The organism is Pedobacter rhizosphaerae (assembly GCF_900111155.1).
In the GTDB taxonomy this organism is placed as follows: Bacteria; Bacteroidota; Bacteroidia; order Sphingobacteriales; family Sphingobacteriaceae; genus Pedobacter; species Pedobacter rhizosphaerae.
Map to the genome: position 1 here is coordinate 75,174 of NZ_FOGG01000005.1, position 20,426 is coordinate 95,599.

Here is a 20,426-nt window from a genome sequence, read left to right on the forward strand (position 1 = left end):
ACAAATTGGCATTAGGAAGACCAGGATTTAACAGGGGGCCACGTCCGCCTTTTAAGAAAAAAGAAGCAGAGCATAACATTAATCAGTTTATCAAATCGCCTGAAGTGCGTTTAGCTGGCGATAATGTTGAGCCAGGAATTTATCCTTTGGCCAAAGCTTTGTCACTTGCTGATGAATTGGAGTTGGATTTAGTGGAGATTTCTCCCAATGCAGTTCCTCCTGTTTGTAGGATTATTGATTATAGCAAGTTTGTTTACGAGCAGAAGAAAAAGCAAAAAGAGATTAAAGCAAATGCTAAGCAAACTGTTATTAAAGAAATTCGTTTCGGTCCTAATACCAACGACCACGATTTTCAATTTAAATTAAAACATGCCATTAGCTTTCTGGAGAACGGTGAGAAGGTTAGAGCTTATGTGCATTTTAAAGGTAGAGCAATTGTTTATAAAGAGCAGGGAGAGATTTTATTGTTAAAATTCGCTCAGGCGTTAGAAGAAGTTGGGAAAGTAGAGTTGTTGCCTAAGTTAGAGGGTAAACGTATGTTCTTAACAGTTGCACCTAAAGTTGCAAAAAAATAAAAATAGGTTTATAAATTAAAAAACAGGTTATGCCAAAAATGAAAACCAATTCCAGTGCTAAAAAGCGTTTTTCGCTTACTGGAACAGGTAAAATCAAAAGAAACAATGCATACAAAAGTCACATCTTAACTAAGATGAGTACAAAACGTAAACGTGCCCTAGGTCATGCTAGCATCGTAACTGATGCAGATTCAGGTAACGTTAAACGTATGCTTTGTATCGGAAAGTAATTTATTAATTCACCAGGTATCAGGCATTAAAGTTCCTTATTAACAAGGGCGCCGCTTACCAAAAAACAACAACAACATGCCACGTTCGGTAAACGCAGTAGCTTCGAGAAGAAGAAGAAAGAAAATCCTTAATTTAGCTAAAGGCTATTGGGGTGCAAGAAGTAAGGTTTATACTGTTGCTAAAAACACAGTAGAAAAAGGTTTGCAATATGCTTACCGTGACCGTAAAGTTAAGAAAAGAGAATTCCGCGGATTATGGATCCAACGTATTAATGCAGGTGCTCGTCAGCACGGTATTTCTTACTCTCAATTAATTGGAAAATTAGCTTCTAAAGAAATCGGTTTAAACCGTAAAGTATTGGCTGATTTAGCAATGAATCACCCAGAAGCTTTCAAAGCTGTAATTGATGCAGTAAAATAGAAATTTTCGCCCAGGCGATAATCATATTGAAAAAGGGAACCCATTCGGTTCCCTTTTTTTATGGCTTTAAGATTGATCCTCTACTGTTGCATCTGGCGCATTCTTCTGAACAGATTCAATGCCATTGTCTCTGGTAGAAGTACTTTCGTACATTTCGCTGGTTCCGATAATTTGCCCGTTGGTGGCCTTCAAATTGAAATGAAACTTTCCGTTAGAAGAAGTTTTCTTCTCGAATTTGCTCTCATCCTGAGCATTTTTCCTTACCGATTCAATTCCACTTTCGCAACTTGATTTCGCAGAATAGCCTTCGCTTGCCAGGATTGTTTGACCGTTTCCTGCCTTCAGGTTAAACTGAAATTCTCCGTTGCTTCGTTTCGTAATTACAAATTTTCCCATTTTTTTGAGTTTTAATATAGGTGAATTATTAATAGTATAAATAGGAGTGATACTTAAAGTTATTAAAGTCTTTAGATATTCACAATAAGTATAAACGATTTAAGAATAATTTAACCTAAACTATTGGTGAAGCGCATCTTGATGCCACTCTGGAAATTTTGTATGGTTTTGAATATTTCGATCAGCGTTACCTTTTCAATTTTAGTGAGCTGATTAATTTCAATGAAATTATCTGGCTCTGTTTGATTATTGATTTGATCTGCCTGGTGTTTCAGCCTCAATCCCATAAGGTAATAATAAGATTGCATCAGTTCATTAAACTGCTTTTCGCTAAATACATTTAAGTTTTTCAGCGCTTTAAGTCTTTCGCCGGTGTTTTCCTTTTGAAATATCCGGTTTTGGAGTGCATATACCCGAACGAGATCTACAATAGGGGTCATCGCCGTTTTAATATCAAAAACTTCTTTCTGTGCTACTTTTTGTGTTTTAATATTTCTGAAATACGTAAGTGGCGGTTCATACTGGAGTGCATTTTTAGCCAGATAAACATAGAATTTTTCTATTGGCTTTTGGAGTTCCTGATCTACAAAGGCTCGTAATTCCTCCATTAATGCTAAGTCTCCGTAAATGGCTCTGCAATCAAAGAAAGCTGCAAATTTTACGGCTGCTTCAGGAAGTGCCTCTTCAATCCAGCTTTGGTAATTATACTTCCAATGCGCCAAAGAGTGCGTCCAATTGGGGTTGGAGGCCATATAATCGCCTTTACAATATACAAATCCAACAGCATTCAGTTTATCAGATACTTGTCCGGCAAAATCCAGAAAATAAGTTCTTACTGCCGCACGCCTCTCTGCTGATGTGTCTTCATAAATCAGCGCATTATCCTGGTCGGTTTTTAGGCTTAATTCCTTTCTCCCTTCACTACCTAAAACCATAAAAACAAACTTAGCAGGAGGGGGACCCAGTTTTTGGATCACCTCTTCAATAATTTTAGTTGAGATAGTATCGGCAATAGTGGTTACTACTTCGTTTACAATTTCTGCATGAACACCCCTGCTGAGTAATTGAGAAACAATACCCGGAACTTTTTGCCATTTCCGTCTCAAATCATCGCTATTAACAGCAGATTTTACGGATTGAATAAAAACTAATGGCGATTGGGCCTGTTCACTTAATAATCTGTTTCTGCTTAAAAAACCTACCACCTGATCTTCGTTTTTGACCAGTAAATAGCGTGATTTACTGCTGAACATCATGAGTACGGCTTCATATACATAAGCATCGGTACTAATTGAGATGATGTGTTCATCCATCACCTCGGAAATAGGGTGATCTGCACTTAACCTTTGGCCAATCACTTTATCTCTAAGCGTGATATCTGTAACGAAGCCGATATATTGCTGGGGTTGATCCTCAATAAACAAACAGCTTGTTTTGTGCTCTGCCATTTTTAGGGCAGCTTCGAAAATAGGAGTGGACGGCGCGCAACTTACCACTTTTTTATAAGAGATATCTCCGATTTTGGTAGAATAGAGTTGGTCTACAAGCAGGAAATTATCTTGTGATGAAATATTGCTTTTGTAAAAGTGTGCATATTCTTCATCGAGCATTCTTTTTCCAAAATCATTGGCGAAGTACTCGAAAAACTCTTCGTTGTCTGTACAAAGCTTCTTAAATTCTTTGCGGGGAATAAAATAGGTGGTACTACCTTCTTTGGAAATAACCGTTTTTAGTGGTTTTCTTTTGTTGAATAATATAGATATGCCGCCAATTACTTCTCTAGGGTGATAAAATTCAATTCTTCGCTGTTGATTTTTATTGTCCAGAAAAAAGGTTTCGAAACTTCCACTAACAACGACTTCTATACCTTTTAATTTTTGATGGTTTTGCTGATGAATAACTTCATTCGGTTGATATGACAATACTTCTATCTGTTCAGTTAGCTTAAGAAGATCATCTTTGGATAAAAGATTAAATGGGGGTGTTGATTGAAGGAATGCTATTTTTTCATCCATAGAAAAATATTGAAAGCAGGCGTAATAGGGTGCTTCTCGAAGATAAGGATTTAACAGATGGTTTTGAAGTGTTTGTTTTCAAGATTTCAGAATCTGATTTTTCACCCTGTTCTACCAGGTTAATTTTCATTAAATGAAAAAATATTTTTGCCGTATGGATAGCATCAGAAAGTGCATTGTGTATCTGCTTGGGAACTTCGTTAAATAGCTCAATGTAAAATTCATTCAGTTTTAACTGCTCCATTTTAGGGTTACGCACAAACGGTTCGCTTGCCTTCATGGTACAGAAATAGGATAATGAATTTAATGGATTAAATTGATCAGTTCTATATAGTTCTACATGAAGCATTTGCAGGTCGAACTCAATGAAATGCCCGATGATTAAAGGCTTAAAGGCTTTCAGATCTTTTAGCAGCAATTTTAGTACAGCTGATTTATCTTCCCCATTTGCGGCAAGAAAATCTTTTGTAATGTGGTGAATATTTGTTGCTGAAGGGGCAATCGCAATACTTGGATCGTAAATGAAGTGGTTTTCCCTTTTTACTTCCTGATGGTGTTGATCGTAAACAATCCAGGCAATTTGAATAATGTAAGGCCAGTTATTTTCTGCTGAATAGGGTGCTTGCCAGTTTTTGGGTAAACCAGAAGTTTCGGTGTCGATAACTAGGAAAAATTCTTGCAAGGACAGAAATATTTAGTTAGAAAATTACATGGCGCTTTCAAGTGCCCTTTTCAAATGTAAATATTTTTGACTTTAATCCCTAAGGTTTATTTTTCTTCGCATGTATATCCTGGTTGTGGTGTCTCGCTACGATGTACTTAATTTACATGGTCTCCCGCATATCAAGTTGATTTTCCCAATTTCGTCCTGCTGAATTTATTTCAGCATCTTATCCTGCTTGTAGCGTCTCCAATGCTATTAACTTAAGGAGAAAACTAAAATGGATTGTCATCCTGAGCCTGTCGAAGGGCAATTCATTTTAGTTTTCGACTTATTAAGAAGGTCTTCGACGAGCTCAGACTGACACCATTTTGCTTAACTTAATAGCATTGGTAGCGTCTCGCTAGGACGTGCTCAATTTACATGGTCTCCCGCAGATCGAGTTGATTTTTGACTCATATTCTGCGTCAATCTTCTTAGATCCAGCGGGAGCACCTTAAATTCCCTTAATGTTATTGACCGAAAAGCGCACAAAGAACCTTTTCATGCAGCCATTCTTTTTAGATATTCAAAGCCAAATAGAACAGGGCTGCTAGCGTTGCGCCTATAATGGGTCCGATAATGGGTACCCAGGCATATCCCCAGTCGCTGCTGCCTTTTCCTTTCATTGGAATTAGTGCGTGAACTATCCTTGGCCCTAGATCACGAGCTGGGTTGATGGCATAACCCGTAGTACCTCCAAGAGCTAAGCCGATTACCCACACCAAAAAAGCTACTGGAATAGCGCCAAGTGAGCCCAAGCCAATGGGGGTTTTATCTGTACCCATTTCCGCATTGGTAAAGTAAAAAATGACGAATATCAATACGAACGTGCCAATAATTTCGGAGAAAAGGTTTGATTTTAAGTTTCTTATGGCGGGGGAGGTAGCAAAAGGCGCAGCCTTTAAACCCTGGTCCTCTGTGGCATCAAAATGGTCTTTGTACATTACCCATACCAAAAATGAACCAATTATGGCTCCACACAGTTGAGCTAAAATGTAATAAGGTACTTTTATCCAGTCGAATTTCTGGGCAATGGCTAAAGCCAAAGTTACAACCGGGTTTAAATGGGCACCACTATATGGAGCCGCAACTACAACGCCTACAAAAACGGCTAGCGCCCAAGCGGTTGTGATCACTATCCAGCCACTGCTATTCCCTTTGGTTTCTTTTAAAACGACATTGGCCACCACACCATTCCCCAATAGGATTAATAGGGCTGTGCCAATAAGTTCTGCAACAAATTCTGTCATAATAATTTTTCGTTAGCGTTTTAGTCTTCAGCATTTACCCTTGCAGCCTTCACCGCACGGTTCCAGCCTTTAATTCTCTCCTTATTGTCAATACCAGGTGAGGCAATAAAAGTCTTATTAATCTTCCATTGAGAGCGGATTTGATCAACACTCTCCCAGAAACCGGTAGCTAAACCCGCTAAATAGGCAGCACCAATGGCCGTTACTTCTGTCACCTCCGGACGAATAACCTTGCAGGCCAATAAATCTGCCTGGAACTGCATCAATAAATTATTTGCTGTTGCTCCTCCATCTACACGTAATTCTGCGATGTTGACCCCTGCATCTGCTTCCATAGCCTTTAGTACATCCATGGTTTGGTAGGCAATACTCTCTAAAGCTGCTCTTGCGATATGACATTTATTCGTTCCACGGGTTAAACCGGTAATGGTGCCGCGGGCATGTTGATCCCAATGTGGAGCACCTAATCCGGCAAATGCGGGTACTACGTATACACCATCAGTATCTTTAACCTGTAGTGCGAGCGTCTCCACATCAGCTGATTTTGAAATAAGCCCCATTTCATCTCTAAGCCATTGAACTACTGCTCCACCGATAAAGATGCTTCCTTCTAAAGCATAGTTTACTTCGTCTTTGATTTTCCAGGCAATGGTTGTAAGTAGGTTATTGGCAGATATTTTTGGTTGGTCTCCGATATTCATTAACATAAAACAACCTGTGCCATAGGTGTTTTTAACCATCCCTGTTTCGGTACACATTTGACCGAATAAAGCCGACTGTTGATCTCCTGCAATGCCCGCAATTGGTATTTTTGCAGCTAAGATATTGCCTGCTGTTTCACCGTAAACCTCGCTCGAAGATTTTACTTCAGGAAGCATTTGTGCGGGAATACCAAAAAGATCTAACAATTCTTCATCCCAGGATAAAGTATTGATGTTGTAAAGCATTGTCCTTGAGGCATTGGTTACATCGGTTACATGAATTTTACCCGCCGTTAGTTTCCATATTAACCAGCTGTCTATGGTACCGAAAGCGAGTAGACCTGCTTCTGCTTTTTCTTTTGCGCCAGGTACATTTTCTAGGATCCACCTGGCTTTCGTAGCGGAAAAATAAGAATCTATGATCAAGCCAGTTTTCTCTTGAATTCGAGGTGCCAATCCTTTCTGTTTAATCTCATCGCAATAGGCAGCTGTACGTCTATCTTGCCATACGATGGCATTATAAATAGGTTGTCCCGTTTCTTTATCCCAAACTACAGTAGTTTCTCTTTGGTTGGTAATGCCAATAGCATTAATGTCTGATGCTTTTAAACCTGCTTTAACGATTACTTCTGCAGCAACTGCAATTTGGGTAGACCAAATTTCCAGTGGATCGTGCTCTACCCAACCTGCGTTCGGGTATATTTGTGTAAACTCTCGTTGTGCAATGGCTAAAATTTCGCCGTCGTGATTGAAAATAATTGCCCTCGAACTTGTGGTTCCCTGATCGAAAGACATCATATATTTACTCATATAGTAGACTAATTTGGTTAGGTTTTAGTAAGATAAAACAGCTTTTTGAATTTTGCTGTCATTATGGTATATATAGCCATCGGCTAATTTATTAAATTTTTCCAGTTGATTATTTTCCCAGTCCTTATCGGCTTGTAACTCTTTTGCTAGGAGGGAAGCTACCCGGGGTGCCATGTCTTTAGCAGCCTGTGCATCGATAAATAAGATTCTAAGTCTTCTGCTTAATACATCTTCAACAGTTTCGGCCATTTCATTTCTTGCCGCCCACACTATTTCGGCTGCTGTGTAAGGGAAGTTCGGTATAATTTTTTCACTCAGTTCTGGATTTTCAGTCATGAGTTGTTCAATTAAGGTCCTGTCGCTGCCATAAACATCCAAATATTCATCTCCTTGCTTCGCTACACAACCATGTATAGGGAGGTTGTGGGTTACGCATGCTTTCGAATTTAATGCGGCATGTGAAATGGCTAAATCCACTGTTTCTTCTGCCATCCGGCGATAGGTAGTCCACTTTCCGCCAGTAATGGTAATCAGGCCTTTTGCTGAAACAACTAATTTATGATCGCGGCTAATTTCTTTGGTGCTATTGCCATCTCCTGAAGTAGGGGCTGCTAGCGGTCGTAAGCCTGAGAAAACACTCAGGATATCCTGATAGTCAGGTTTTTTGTTGAGGTACATTCCGGCAGTTTGCAGAATGAAATCAATTTCTTCGGTTAAGGCCCTGGGCTCTAAGCTGTGTTCGTTTAAGGGGGTATCTGTTGTTCCTACCAATAAGTGTTTGTGCCAGGGAACGGCAAACAATACTCTGCCATCAGAAGTTTTAGGAATCATTAAGGCCGATTCGCTGTTTAAAAAGCTCTTATCCAGTACGATGTGAACACCCTGGCTCGGGCGAACCATTTTTTTGGAAAGGGGGTCGCTCATGTGCAGGATATCATCTACAAATACACCAGTTGCATTGATCACTACGCGGCCATTAAACTCGTGAACCTTTCCAGTGAGTACATCTTCAGATTTTATTCCGATGATTTCGCCACCTTCTGATTTTTTAAGTCCGATAACCTTGGTGTAATTTATGAGTGTTGCTCCTTGTTCTACAGCGGTTTGAGCAATGTTGATGGCCAATCGTGCATCGTCAAATTTTCCATCATAATAGCGGATGCTTCCTCTCAAGCCTTTAGCCTTAATGCCAGGCATTTTAATTAAGGTATCCTTTTTATTGAAAAATTTCGACTTTCCAAAGCTGTACTTGCCAGATAGCCAATCGTATAAGGTTAATCCGATAAGGTATTTCGAAATGGAAAACCAGCTATAGCAGGGGATGAGGAATTCTTCTTTTTTAACCAGGTGTTTGGCATTTTGTTCTAACAGGCCCCTTTCTTTAAGCGCATGCCTAACGAGTGCAATATCGCCCTGTGCAAGATAACGTACACCGCCATGTACGAGCTTGGTACTCCTGCTGGAAGTTCCCTTTGCAAAATCGGATTGCTCTACAAGCAGGGTTTTTAATCCTCTACTGGCGGCATCCAGTGCTGTACCCAGACCAGTTGCTCCACCACCAATAATGATCATATCCCATTGGGTGTTAGAAATAATATCCTGGTTATTTAATCTTTTCATTTAAATGCAAGTGTAATAAAACGAAACAATACGCAATTATAAGAAATCATTATCGAAATAATATAACATCAACGTTAAAAAAATATTAAATATTTCTGCAAATGGATTTTCTTAATTAGTTTATTTGCTATTTTGCGTTACCGATAATTTTTTAGAAACCATGATGAATTTAGCTGAGAGGCACCAGTTTATCCTTACGCGCTTACAAAGAGATCAATATATCAATGTAGTTGATTTGTGCAAGGAATTGAAAGTGTCTTCTGTAACCATAAGAAAGGATTTAAAACTCCTTGAAGATAAAAACCTTTTATTTAGAACGCATGGTGGGGCCACCATGAATAACCCATATACTGTTGATCGTCCGGTTAACGAAAAAGAGAAAATCCAGTCTACAGAAAAGAATAAAATTGGTGCAGCGGCAGCTGCGCTATTAAACGACAATGATTCTATCGTTATTGCCAGTGGAACTACGGTGTTATACTTTGCCAAAAACATTACTTCAGGTGCCAACTTAACGGTGGTTACTTCAGCACTAAACGTCGCTTTGGAATTGATGAGAGAGCCGAGTATAGAAGTTATCCAGCTTGGGGGCTTACTTAGAAAAAGTTCATCTTCTGTAATGGGATCTTATGCAGAGCATGTTTTGCAGGATTTTTATTTTAATAAGTTGTTTTTAGGGGTAGATGGAATTGATTTGGATTTCGGTTTAACCACCACCAATGCTATGGAGGCGCATTTAAACCGAAAAATGATCAATGCATCACAGCGAACAATTGTTTTGGCAGATTCTACTAAATTTGGTAAAAGAGGCTTCGGGAAAATCTGCGGATTGGAAGAAATAGATCATATCATAACTGATAAAGGAATTTCTGAACAAATTGTAAAACATTTAGAGAGTTTAGGTGTTACTGTTACTATCGTATAGTTTAAATGAACTATAGGTAGAACCAAAACGATTATTTGTAATATGGAAAAAAAACGAATACACATTTTAGAGGATGATCAAGAGATTAGAAATGTGATTGAAATTCTTTTGAAAGAAGAAGGATATGAACTACAGCTTTCTTCTTCATTCGCAGACTTAAAGAAAAACATTCAGGATGCCATGCCTGATCTTTTTTTACTGGATGTAATGCTTCCAGATGGTAATGGAGCAGAGATTTGTGAAGATCTAAAAACAGATATTTTTACTAAACATATACCGATTATTGTAATGTCGGCTCAAAACAACAGCGAGCAAAAAGCGATAGATGCTTTTGCAGACGACTACATCAGTAAGCCTTTCGATATTAATGATATTCTGAAACGAATTAATGATCAATTGGCCCGGAGTGCCGATAAAAGAACATCAAAAGCCTAACAAAAAAAGGGAGCCAGATTGGTTCCCTTTTGTGTTATCATGTGAATTTTCTGCATTTCATTAGCTTTTATTAAACATTACAAATCTCTTCGAGCTACTAATTCTCTGGGCTGCTGGTGGTGTTGATATAATGGCGTGGTCTTCTGTATTTTTATTGATGAATACATTAGCACCAATAATATTGTAGGTTCCGATGGTAATATCTTCTTTAACGGACGAATTAATACCTAAGAAAGAGTTGTGTTTTACAGTTACATTTCCCGCAAGAACGTTTCCTGATAACAGTACATTGTCCTCTATAGTACAATGGTGACCAATTCGGGCACCAATAAGCATACAATTGTCGCCAATAGATACGAATGGGTGGATATCACAGCATTGATCTATAAAAACATTATTTCCAACAACTAAATCTGGCCAGATATGAGCTCTTGATGAAATGTAGTTGGCAAATCCATACCCTAAATCGCTTACCTTATTGTAAATACTTTCCCTGGCGCTATTTCTACCAATTGCAATGTGCATTTTATGGTCTTCCGGCGGAAAATCTACTCTGATCTGATCAAGGCCAAGTATAGGTATGCCTAAAAGTGTTGTGCCAGGTGGGGGTATAAAATTATCATCAACACAAAAGGCAGCTACCGTGTAGGGGCTATCATTAGTAAAAGAATAGCAGATAAATTCTGCCATTTTTCCTGTTCCATAAATTATTACTTTCATAATTAAACAATTAGTTTGGCTAAAAATATACAATCTATATGGCCATTTAATTCATTGTTGTTAGTCTGTACGGTTTTGTGGTGCAGTTGTATATTTTGTTTTACATGGAATTCTCCTTGTTGTAGAGATGGGTTTATGTTGCTTAATACAAGTGTTTTACCTGAATTACATCTATGTTTAAGTTATAATATAGTCTGATTGGGCGCTGATTTTCATTTTGATAATGTTTCAAAACTGTGAATATGTGCTTCACAAATAATTAACGGGAAAATGATACCCAAGAATTATCAGCTATTTGAATGAAAAATATTTAAATAGATTGTAAAGTCAAGGTTAAAAAATCATGAATATAAGTTTAACCAGGTTTGCTTGCCTGGAGTTTGGAAAGCTGTAGTAGACAATATATGCTTGTTTAAATGTGTTTAAACGCATAAAATTCGATTAATTAAAATGGTTTTGCGTATTTGTCGATTGTAAATAGGGGATGGATAATAAATTTTATATCGGAAAAACGTTTTAATGAAATTTTTGTCCTATCAATAAAAAAAGCCCCAAATTCTGTAGTATTATGTAGCTTTTTTAAATGTTAAAAGCGTTTTAGGAAGAAACTGTATGTTTTTTTTAGTTTTTTCCCTCAAAGTGATGGCTCTATCTGGTAAAAACCATGAACTTATTTTCACAATACCTGAGTTTAATAATTCACAAATCCTGTATAATTTATTAGGTAAATATTCGAAATGCTGTAAATGTTGTTTCATTATTATACAATTTAAATACAACACCCTTCCAGCTCTAACACCTTCACTCTTTAATCCCTAGCTTAGTTCTCAATAAATCAAACCAAAAACTAAATATTAAAAGTCATGAAGAAATTAACGTTATTCCTTGTTATATATACATGTGTATTTAGTGCATGTGCCCCTAGAAGAGATCTAGTTTACTTTAGCAATCTGGCACAACAAACCTCTGGAGAAAAAATACAAAGCCAAGAAGTTAAAATTCAACAGAACGACCTATTAAGCATCTCGGTAAATAGTTTGAATCAAGAATCAAATGTATTGTTCGCAGTAAATAGCAGAATGTCTAGCGCTGAAAATTCTTTCAAAGTAGATGGATACCGTGTAGCTAAGGATGGCACAATCAATTTGCCTGTAGCAGGTAATATCAGGGTAGAGGGTTTAAGCATTGAACAGGCTCAGGGGGTAATTTCTAAAGAATTAGATAAATATGTAAAAAAGCCGGTAGTTGATGTTCAACTGGTCAATTTTAAGGTTACCGTAATAGGCGAGGTTAATCGTCCCTCCAACTTTGTTGTTCAGGGAGATAATATTAATCTATTAGAAGCCTTGGGTATGGCAGGAGATATGACGGTTTACGGTAAGCGTGATAATGTATTGATTATTCGCCAGCAAGATGGGCGAAGGGTGATGAAACGCCTCAACCTAAACGAGCAGGACGTGATGAGTTCGCCATTCTTCTATCTTAAACAGAATGATATTGTTTATGTAGAGCCAGATAAATCAAAAGCCATAGAATATAGTACCAGCACCAGGGTAATGCCAATAGTTGTGGCATCCATTTCTGCAGTAGCTGTATTAATTACAGCAGTTTTAAATAGATAACGTTTCTTAAATATATAGCTATGTCAACTTCAAGCACAAATAGTGGGTCTAATGATTTCGTGGAAACACTAACAAGCTTTGCCAGAAAATGGCCCTATTTCCTATTGAGTATTGTAATATGTTTAGGATCGGTTTATGCCTTCCTTTATATTACCCCCTCAAAGTATAAAATTAGCAGTACGTTATTGATTCAAGATGATAAAAATGGCTCTGCAATGTCAAATAGCACGGCTTTTAGTGATCTGAATATGTTTCAAACCGTTAAAACTGTAGATAATGAAATAGAGATTTTAAGATCCAGAGATCTGATTTATAAAGTACTCAAGAAGCTTAACCTCGAAACTGCTTATTTTAAAAAGCAGGGGCTAAGAGAAAAAGAGCTTTATGGCGCAACCAGCCCTCTTAAAATTCATACCGTTAACTTAACCAAAGGCGCTTACAGCAGAGAGATTAACATCTCTTATCTGGATGAGATTTCCTTCATTTTTCAGGATAGCACCAATACCAATATTTATAAATATGGTCAGGTTATTAATAATAAGAATTACCAAATCCAGGTAAATAAGGGAGAGGCATTTAAACAAGAGTTTGGAAAGGTAAGAGTACAATTTAAAAACCTGTACAACATGACAGAATCTTTTAGTTTAGCTAAACTGAAAATAGTTCCTGTAGTTAAGGATGCCAATACCATTACCATCAGCATGAATGATAACATACCTCAGAGGGGAATTGATATCTTAACTGATCTGATCGATACGTACAACATCAATAATGTTAACAATAAGAATGCGATTGCCAGAAATACCATTAAATTTATTGATAACAGATTAAAATATCTGGTTACAGATTTAACTGGGGGCGAAGAGGATGTAGAGGCTTACAAGCAACAAAACAGGGTAACCGACATTAATATGGATGCCCAGATGAATGCTGCCCGTTCCAGCGAGTACAACCAGCAGTTAGAAGCTTCAGCTGTTCAGATGGGACTTATTCGCACGGTAGAAAATTACTTCAGGGGCAAACAAAATCAAAGTGATTTGGCTCCTAGTGCAATGGGATTGAAAGATCCGATCTTAAATTCATTAATTTCTAAGTTCAATGATCTTCAAATTGAAAGAAATAGGATGCTGAGGACAGCGAATGCAGAAAATCCTTTGGTCATTAATATTAATGAGCAGATAGCTAACCTCAAGGATAATATTTTAGAGAATTTAAGCAGTATAAAACAAGGCTTTGTTATCGAAAGAAGAAATTTGAGAGCAAATTATTCGCAATACGACAGCAAAATAAAATCTGTACCAACAATTGAAAGAGGTTTGCTGGAAAGAAGTCGTGAGCAGGGCGTTAAATCGGGTTTGTACAAATATTTGCTACAAAAAAGAGAGGAAACTGCATTGTCGCTTTCTGCAACAGTACCTACTTCTCAAATTATAGATAAACCAGCCTATAATACCATTCCAGATAGCCCAAAACAACCATTGTTGTACCTGTGTGGCCTCATTTTTGGTTGCCTTGTACCGGCAGGAGTTATTTATGTTAAAGGTTTGTTTAATAATAAAGTGAAGGATGCGAATATGATTGAGCTTACTGGTGTGAAAATGCTGGGAGAACTTTCTCATAACACTGATAAAGGCACTGTTGTGTTCCAAAAAGATAATCGCTCAACCATCTCTGAATTGTTCAGATACATCAGGATGAACCTGGGCTTAATGTCTAGCCACGGAGAAAACAAGGTTATGCTGGTAACCTCCAGTATGAAGGGAGAAGGAAAAACCTTCTTCAGTGTTAACCTGGCCACAACTTTAGCTATGCTGGATAAGAAAGTGGTTGTACTTGAATTTGATTTAAGAAAACCTGATTTGCTGAACAAAGTAGGTTTGAAGCAAACCATCGGAATTACAGAATATCTGAATGATGATCAAGTTTTTCTTGAAGATATTATCAGGCCAACTAAAATCTCTAAACAGATCTCTGTGATCGGTTGTGGCAAATCGCCAGAGAATCCCTCAGAATTGATGATGAATCCAAAAATGGATGTACTCTTTGAAGAACTAAAAGAACGCTTTGATTATATTATTATCGATACCTCACCAGTAGGACAGGTGGCAGATGCATTTAGCTTGGCAGAATATGCCGATGTGAGTATTTACCTGGTGAGATATAATTATACCAATAAATATCAGTTGTCTATTTTAAAGGATATTTATGATAACAATAAGTTAAAGAATCCGATGGTGGTTTTTAACGATGCCAAGAGAGAAAAGAACCAGAAATACAGCTACGGAGGATATGGTTATGCCATGGCTACCTAATTCTACCAATAAAGCAGTAATATAATAGATCCAAACGAATACCCAGTACCGAATACCTGTTACCCAACAAACGTCCCAACCGTTTAATTCAGTTTATTAATAGTGAAATAGCGATACCCTAACTAAGTATCAAGTGCTATTGGAGCCATTTAATAGGCAAATCTTTAAAAAAGCAATTTGCTCTTTCAGCAAATGTATTAATACCCGAAAAATCGTCATGTAAGTGATATAGCGAAGCTGTATCCCGTGCATAACACCAAGTTAAAAATATAAACAAACCCATTATTGCTTACTACCTGTAAGTGATATAGCGAAGCTGTACCAAGTAATGAAATCTAAAAACTCTATAAACTAAACATGGAATCTAAAATTAACTTCAGACCATCATTTGCCAAAAAATGGTTGGTTATCTACGTTCGCCCACGCTGGGAAAAAAAAGTTGATAAACTTTTACAAGAACAAGGAATAGAATCTTTTTGCCCGGTTCGTAATGTAGAAAGCCAATGGGCAGATAGAAAGAAAATGGTAAGCTTCCCGCTTTTTGCCGGTTATGTATTTGTTAAAATTAATGAGCGGGAAGAATACAGGGTAAGGGCTACAATGGGCGTACTCAATTTTATTTATTATTTGGGCAGACCTGCCGTAGTTAGAGACAATGAAATAGAGAAGCTTAAATACATTGCCGATTCTTATCATGATGCTGAGGTGGTTAGTTTAGACGAACTATCTAAAGGCGATAAGGTTCGGATCAAAAGTGGCTTATTCCACGATCAGGAGGGTAGAATTATTCAAATTCAAGGCAAACATGTGCTCATGTCGTTCGATAATCTCGATTGTGCCGTAGTTACCCGGGTATCAGTAAATAATTTGATGTTAACAGTTAATCAGCAACAACAATATGTTTAGTAACGATGAAAATTTGAAAATGGCTGTAATTGGCTTAGGTTATGTAGGCCTCCCACTTGCAGTAGAATTCGCCAAGAAACATAAAGTTTTTGGATTTGATATTCAGCAGGCGCGAATAGACCAGCTTAAGGCAGGCTATGACAGTACTTTAGAGATAGCAGAAGAAGATTTAAAAAACGTACTAACCTTTGATTGTACCACATTAAAGGGTTTGTATTGCACCAATGAGTTAGAAAAACTTCGCTCTTGTTCAGTATACATTATTACTGTTCCAACACCGGTAGATAAGAACAATCGCCCAGATTTGACTCCTTTGATCAAAGCAAGTGCAACCATAGCCAAAGTACTTAAAAAAGGCGATGTGGTGGTTTATGAGTCGACAGTATACCCTGGGGTTACTGAAGATGAATGTGTACCCATTTTAGAAAAGGGATCTGGTTTGGTTTTTAACAAAGATTTCTTTGCGGGTTATTCGCCTGAGCGGATTAATCCTGGAGACAAGCAACATACAGTAGCCAATATTTTAAAAATTACTTCGGGTTCAACCCCAGAAGCTGCAGAGAAAATAGATGCCCTTTATCGCTCGGTAATTACGGCTGGTACTTACAAGGCTTCGTCAATAAAGGTTGCCGAAGCGGCAAAAGTAATCGAAAATGCTCAGCGCGATATCAATATCGCTTTTGTTAATGAATTGGCTATGATTTTCAATCAGTTGGGAATTGATACTTCAGAAGTTTTAGCCGCTGCAGGAACGAAATGGAATTTTCTAAATTTCAGACCAGGTTTAGTTGGGGGGCATTGTATTGGCGTAGATCCTTATTATTTAGCTCAAAAGGCACAAGAAGCTGGCTATCACCCGGAAATAATATTAGCCGGAAGAAGAGTAAATGATGGCATGGGTAAATATGTTGCCGACCAGGTGATTAAAAAAATGATCGCCAAAAATATTCACATTGTAGGAGCAGAGGTGTTGGTTTTAGGCTTTACTTTTAAAGAAAACTGTCCGGATGTTAGAAATACAAAGGTGATAGACATTGTAAGACGATTGCAGGAATACAAAGTTAAGGTCACTATTCACGATCCCTGGGCTAACTCAGATCAGGCAGAACACAATTACGGTGTGATTTGTGAAAATGGCTCGTCAAAAACAAGAAAGTACGACGGAATAGTATTGGCAGTAGCGCACAATGAGTTTAAAGACTTAGATATTGATAATCTCTGCAAGCCTGAATCTATCATTTACGATATCAAATCGTTTTTACCACAATCACTTGAAGCCGTTCGTTTATAAAAAACGCCATGAGTTTGCAACACAAAGCCCGTTCTGGCATAATATGGTCAATCGGGCAACAGTTTAGTTCAAAATTCATCAGCCTTTTCATCACTATTATTCTAGCCAGGATATTATCTCCAGCAGAATTCGGGTTAATAGCCATGCTTTCAGTATTCATTGCAGTGGGCAATTCTTTGGTAGATAGTGGTTTAACTTCATCTTTAATACGTTCCCGTTTAGCAGGACAAAAAGATTACTCAACGATTTTTTTTTTTAACCTAATCGGAAGTGTTGTTGTTTATGCGATTTTATTCTTTTCCGCTCCTTTGATCGCCCTGTTTTATAAACAACCCCAATTAAATGATATTGTAAAGGTTTATGGATTAGTATTTCTTCTTAACGCTTTCTTTAGTATTCAGAATACCTTATTAACCAAAGAAATGCAGTTTAAACTGCAAACGGTTATACAAATTCCCTCAGTTATACTTGGTGGCTGCCTGGGAATTTACCTGGCTAAAAATGGTTACGGGGCCTGGAGTTTGGTTTGGATGTACTTACTCAACTCTGCCATTTCTACCATTTTACATTGGTATTATTCAGATTGGCGGCCCAAATTTATTTTTAGCAGAAAAAGTTTTAAAAAGCATTTTCATTTTGGCTATAAAATGACGCTTTCTGGTTTGTTAGATACCTTTTACCAGAATATTTACACCATCATCATCGGTCGCTTTTATGCTGCTGCCCATTTGGGGTTTTATTCAAGAGCCGAAAGCCTGAGCCAGTTACCGATAGGGATTATATCTACAGCAATAAATAAGGTAACCTATCCCATGTTTTCCAACATCTCTAACGATGATGTGAAGCTTAAAATGGTTTACCGTAAGCTGATGCAGCAGGTTTTATTTTGGAATGCACCGATCCTTATTTATCTGGCAGTTATTGCCAAGCCGCTTTTACTCATGCTCTTAACCGAGAAATGGCTACCAGCGGTTCCTTATTTTCAGATTTTATGTATAGCAGGAATTCTTTATCCATTGCATGCCTACAATCTGAACATATTGAAGGTAAAGGGACAAAGTGGTCAGTTTTTAAAGCTGGAGATTATTAAAAAGGTAGTGAGTGTAATTGGCATTATCGCAGTAATTCCCTTCGGTATTATGGGGCTTTTATATTCTCAACTGGTTTTAACTGTATTTGCTTACTACATCAATTCAACTTATAGTGGTAAACTCATTAACTATCCATTAAAAGAACAATTAACAGATATCTTGCCTATTCTAATCCTTTCAGGAACAGTAGGTTTAGGTTGTTTTTATCTCAGCAATTGGTATCTGTTGCATTATAATATGAGTAATCTATTCCAACTGTTTACCATTGGAATGATCTACGGAGGATTTTACCTCGGCATAAGCAGTTTGATTCGCCTTACTGCAATAATCGATTTTAAACAATTAATTCTCAAGCAATGATTCCTGTAACCAAACCTTTCTTGCCTAAACAGGCAGAATTCAAAAGCTATGTAAGTAGCATTTGGGCCAGACAATGGCTAACCAATAACGGTCCCTTAGTGAACGAACTGGAGTTGAAGTTGCAGCAGTATCTGGATCTTCCTCATTTATTGTTTGTTACCAACGGTACGATAGCCCTGCAGCTGGCTATGCAGGCACTTGAGATTAAAGGCGAGGTAATTACTACTCCCTTTTCTTTTGTGGCTACCACCAGCAGTATTGTTTGGCAAAGTTGTAAGCCTGTTTTTGTAGATATTGATCAGGAAACTTTAAATATAGATCCTGAGAAAATAGAAGCTGCAATTACCCCCAACACATCGGCGATTATGGCCACACATGTTTTTGGAAATCCATGCGACATTGAGGCCATCGATAAGATAGCTAAAAAACACGATCTCAAAGTAATATATGATGCCGCACATTGCTTCGGTACGAAATACAAAGGGAAATCTATTTTCGCCTATGGCGATGTGAGTACCACAAGTTTTCATGCCACCAAATTATTCCATACCATAGAAGGAGGGGCAGTTTTTACACAAAACCCAGATGTACTGAAGAAAATGGCCTTTATGCGCAACTTTGGCTATAGTGGTGTAGATACTTTCTCGGAGTTGGGTACAAATGCTAAAAACTCTGAATTCCATGCCGCCATGGGGCTTTGTAACTTGAACTACATTGATCAGATCCTCAGTAAAAGGAAGGAGCTGTCGCTACATTATATGGAACGACTGGGGAAGGCTGATGCGCAATTTCAAGTCATTGAAAACGATACCGACTTCAATTACGCTTACTTCCCGATCATCTTTAAATCTGAAGAGATTATGCTCGATGTGATGAAGCAATTAGAATTGGTTCAGGTGTATTGCAGAAGGTACTTCTATCCATCTTTATCGGCACTACCTTATATAGATAAAATAAGTATGCCCATCTGCGATGGCATAGCCAAGCGGATTATTTGCTTGCCACTGTATCATACGCTCACTGCAGCAGATCAGGACCTGGTAGTAAGAATCATATTAAGAACCCAAAACTACCGCAAAAAACAAGTAGTAAAACTTGCCGACTACGGTACGTTGGTTAACGGAAGTAACCTCGGATTGGTTGCAAACGGCCACTAAATTTCCTGCTTAAAAATGGAACAAATTAACGACAATATTATGGTTAGCATTTTTTGCATAACCTATAACCATAGCAAGTTCATTGGTAAAGCACTCGATGGATTCCTGATGCAGAAATGCAATTTCAATACCGAGATTATTATTGGTGATGATTGCTCTACAGATGGAACTACTGAGATCATTGATGAATATGCAGCCCGATATCCGGGTAGGATAAACAGGCTCAAAGCCCCAAAAAATATAGGCGCAACGCAGAATGTGATTCGTGTAGCACTTGAAGCCAGAGGTAAGTATGTAGCTACCTGCGACGGAGATGATTTTTGGACTGATCCTTATAAATTACAAAAACAGGTCGATTTTCTCGAAGCCAACCCAGAATATGTAATGTGTTGTCATTACACCAAAGAGATTAATTACGATGATACCGAGCTGATTTACATGGATTTTACGCCTGTACCTCTGGAATATAGCTTTAGTGACTTACTCATTAACAAACAGGTAGAAACCTGCACCGCTACTATCCTTTACCGAAACGTAGAAGAGATTAGGAGTTTGTATAAAAATGAATGGTTCTTAAAATGTAATGCCTGCGATAAATTTCTAAAACTATATTCAACCTGGGCTACTGGTAAAAAGATTTATGTTTTACCGGAAGTGATGAGTTGTTACAGGAGACACGCCGGAGGAATATGGAGCCCGATTGCTTACGTTCCATTGAAAAAAATGCAACTCAGCGATTTTTATATCATCACTAAAATTTTCACCTACACTACTTTTCAAAAGGTAAAACTGCTTTACTTCTACTTTAAAAAGTACTTCATATTTGAGGTGAAACACAATAATATAGGTAATGCCCTAAACACCATTAAAACCATTGTAAATTAAT

The 20,426-nt window shown here is 37.8% G+C and carries 20 protein-coding genes; 12 read left to right on the forward strand and 8 right to left on the reverse strand.

The annotated features are described in order from the left end of the window. Positions 1 to 5: 5 nt before the first annotated feature. From infC to rplT, 3 genes are all read left to right on the forward strand, one after another. Positions 6 to 575: a translation initiation factor IF-3 gene (gene infC / locus BMX11_RS05505; RefSeq protein ID WP_090882272.1), complete on the forward strand. Its 570-nt coding sequence runs from the start codon at positions 6 to 8 to the stop codon at positions 573 to 575. 29 nt (positions 576 to 604) lie between these two features. Then, the gene (gene rpmI / locus BMX11_RS05510; RefSeq protein ID WP_090882274.1) at positions 605 to 805 is read left to right on the forward strand and encodes a 50S ribosomal protein L35; all 201 of its coding nucleotides are present in this window, start codon (positions 605 to 607) and stop codon (positions 803 to 805) included. A gap of 76 nt (positions 806 to 881) precedes the next feature. Continuing rightward, positions 882 to 1,226 carry a 50S ribosomal protein L20 gene (gene rplT / locus BMX11_RS05515; RefSeq protein WP_025144714.1) on the forward strand — a complete coding sequence of 115 codons (345 nt, stop codon included), beginning with the start codon at positions 882 to 884 and terminating at the stop codon, positions 1,224 to 1,226. A gap of 66 nt (positions 1,227 to 1,292) precedes the next feature. Here rplT and BMX11_RS05520 read toward each other — a convergent pair whose 3' ends face one another. The 6 genes from BMX11_RS05520 to BMX11_RS05545 all read right to left on the reverse strand — a co-directional run bounded on the left by BMX11_RS05520 (position 1,293) and on the right by BMX11_RS05545 (position 8,721). After that, positions 1,293 to 1,622: a YegP family protein gene (locus tag BMX11_RS05520; RefSeq protein ID WP_090882276.1), complete on the reverse strand. Its 330-nt coding sequence runs from the start codon at positions 1,620 to 1,622 to the stop codon at positions 1,293 to 1,295. Between the two features lie 110 nt (positions 1,623 to 1,732). Beyond that, complete coding sequence (locus tag BMX11_RS05525) at positions 1,733 to 3,637, reverse strand: DUF294 nucleotidyltransferase-like domain-containing protein (protein ID WP_090882279.1); 1,905 nt, start codon at positions 3,635 to 3,637, stop codon at positions 1,733 to 1,735. Then, complete coding sequence (locus BMX11_RS05530; RefSeq protein WP_175474479.1) at positions 3,630 to 4,319, reverse strand: 3'-5' exonuclease; 690 nt, start codon at positions 4,317 to 4,319, stop codon at positions 3,630 to 3,632. Before BMX11_RS05530 ends, BMX11_RS05525 begins: the two co-directional genes overlap by 8 nt. Before the next feature lie 539 nt (positions 4,320 to 4,858). Continuing rightward, a complete protein-coding gene (locus BMX11_RS05535; protein ID WP_090882283.1) occupies positions 4,859 to 5,590 on the reverse strand; it encodes an MIP/aquaporin family protein in 732 nt (243 codons plus the stop codon). A gap of 20 nt (positions 5,591 to 5,610) precedes the next feature. Next, positions 5,611 to 7,101 (reverse strand): glycerol kinase GlpK, encoded by a 1,491-nt coding sequence (glpK, locus tag BMX11_RS05540; protein ID WP_090882285.1) that lies wholly within the window; start codon positions 7,099 to 7,101, stop codon positions 5,611 to 5,613. 24 nt (positions 7,102 to 7,125) lie between these two features. Beyond that, on the reverse strand, positions 7,126 to 8,721 hold the full coding sequence (locus BMX11_RS05545; RefSeq protein WP_090882287.1) for a glycerol-3-phosphate dehydrogenase/oxidase: 1,596 nt from the start codon (positions 8,719 to 8,721) through the stop codon (positions 7,126 to 7,128). Positions 8,722 to 8,881: 160 nt separating this feature from the next. Here BMX11_RS05545 and BMX11_RS05550 point away from each other — a divergent pair, with 160 nt between their 5' ends. Both BMX11_RS05550 and BMX11_RS05555 read left to right on the forward strand, forming a co-directional pair. Then, positions 8,882 to 9,646: a DeoR/GlpR family DNA-binding transcription regulator gene (locus tag BMX11_RS05550; protein ID WP_090882289.1), complete on the forward strand. Its 765-nt coding sequence runs from the start codon at positions 8,882 to 8,884 to the stop codon at positions 9,644 to 9,646. A gap of 42 nt (positions 9,647 to 9,688) precedes the next feature. Further along, positions 9,689 to 10,081 (forward strand): response regulator transcription factor, encoded by a 393-nt coding sequence (locus BMX11_RS05555; protein WP_090882291.1) that lies wholly within the window; start codon positions 9,689 to 9,691, stop codon positions 10,079 to 10,081. 60 nt (positions 10,082 to 10,141) lie between these two features. Here the strand turns inward: BMX11_RS05555 and BMX11_RS05560 are convergent, their stop codons facing one another. Then, a complete protein-coding gene (locus tag BMX11_RS05560) occupies positions 10,142 to 10,801 on the reverse strand; it encodes a PglD-related sugar-binding protein (RefSeq protein WP_090882293.1) in 660 nt (219 codons plus the stop codon). 566 nt (positions 10,802 to 11,367) lie between these two features. Beyond that, complete coding sequence (locus BMX11_RS24235) at positions 11,368 to 11,559, reverse strand: hypothetical protein (RefSeq protein ID WP_090882295.1); 192 nt, start codon at positions 11,557 to 11,559, stop codon at positions 11,368 to 11,370. A gap of 105 nt (positions 11,560 to 11,664) precedes the next feature. Here BMX11_RS24235 and BMX11_RS05570 point away from each other — a divergent pair, with 105 nt between their 5' ends. From BMX11_RS05570 to BMX11_RS05600, 7 genes are all read left to right on the forward strand, one after another. Then, a complete protein-coding gene (locus BMX11_RS05570; RefSeq protein ID WP_090882297.1) occupies positions 11,665 to 12,423 on the forward strand; it encodes a polysaccharide biosynthesis/export family protein in 759 nt (252 codons plus the stop codon). Between the two features lie 20 nt (positions 12,424 to 12,443). Next, the gene (locus BMX11_RS05575) at positions 12,444 to 14,735 is read left to right on the forward strand and encodes a GumC family protein (RefSeq protein WP_090882299.1); all 2,292 of its coding nucleotides are present in this window, start codon (positions 12,444 to 12,446) and stop codon (positions 14,733 to 14,735) included. Between the two features lie 357 nt (positions 14,736 to 15,092). After that, positions 15,093 to 15,641 (forward strand): UpxY family transcription antiterminator, encoded by a 549-nt coding sequence (locus BMX11_RS05580; protein ID WP_090882301.1) that lies wholly within the window; start codon positions 15,093 to 15,095, stop codon positions 15,639 to 15,641. Then, complete coding sequence (locus tag BMX11_RS05585) at positions 15,634 to 16,932, forward strand: nucleotide sugar dehydrogenase (protein WP_090882303.1); 1,299 nt, start codon at positions 15,634 to 15,636, stop codon at positions 16,930 to 16,932. The genes BMX11_RS05580 and BMX11_RS05585 overlap by 8 nt, the downstream gene beginning before the upstream one ends. An 8-nt stretch (positions 16,933 to 16,940) precedes the next feature. Beyond that, complete coding sequence (locus BMX11_RS05590) at positions 16,941 to 18,383, forward strand: lipopolysaccharide biosynthesis protein (protein ID WP_090882305.1); 1,443 nt, start codon at positions 16,941 to 16,943, stop codon at positions 18,381 to 18,383. Continuing rightward, positions 18,380 to 19,540, forward strand: coding sequence for a DegT/DnrJ/EryC1/StrS family aminotransferase (locus BMX11_RS05595; RefSeq protein WP_090882307.1), 1,161 nt, complete (start codon positions 18,380 to 18,382; stop codon positions 19,538 to 19,540). The genes BMX11_RS05590 and BMX11_RS05595 overlap by 4 nt, the downstream gene beginning before the upstream one ends. Before the next feature lie 15 nt (positions 19,541 to 19,555). Beyond that, entirely contained in the window at positions 19,556 to 20,425 is an 870-nt protein-coding gene (locus BMX11_RS05600; RefSeq protein ID WP_090882309.1) for a glycosyltransferase family 2 protein, read from the forward strand. The last annotated feature ends 1 nt before the right edge of the window (position 20,426 follow it).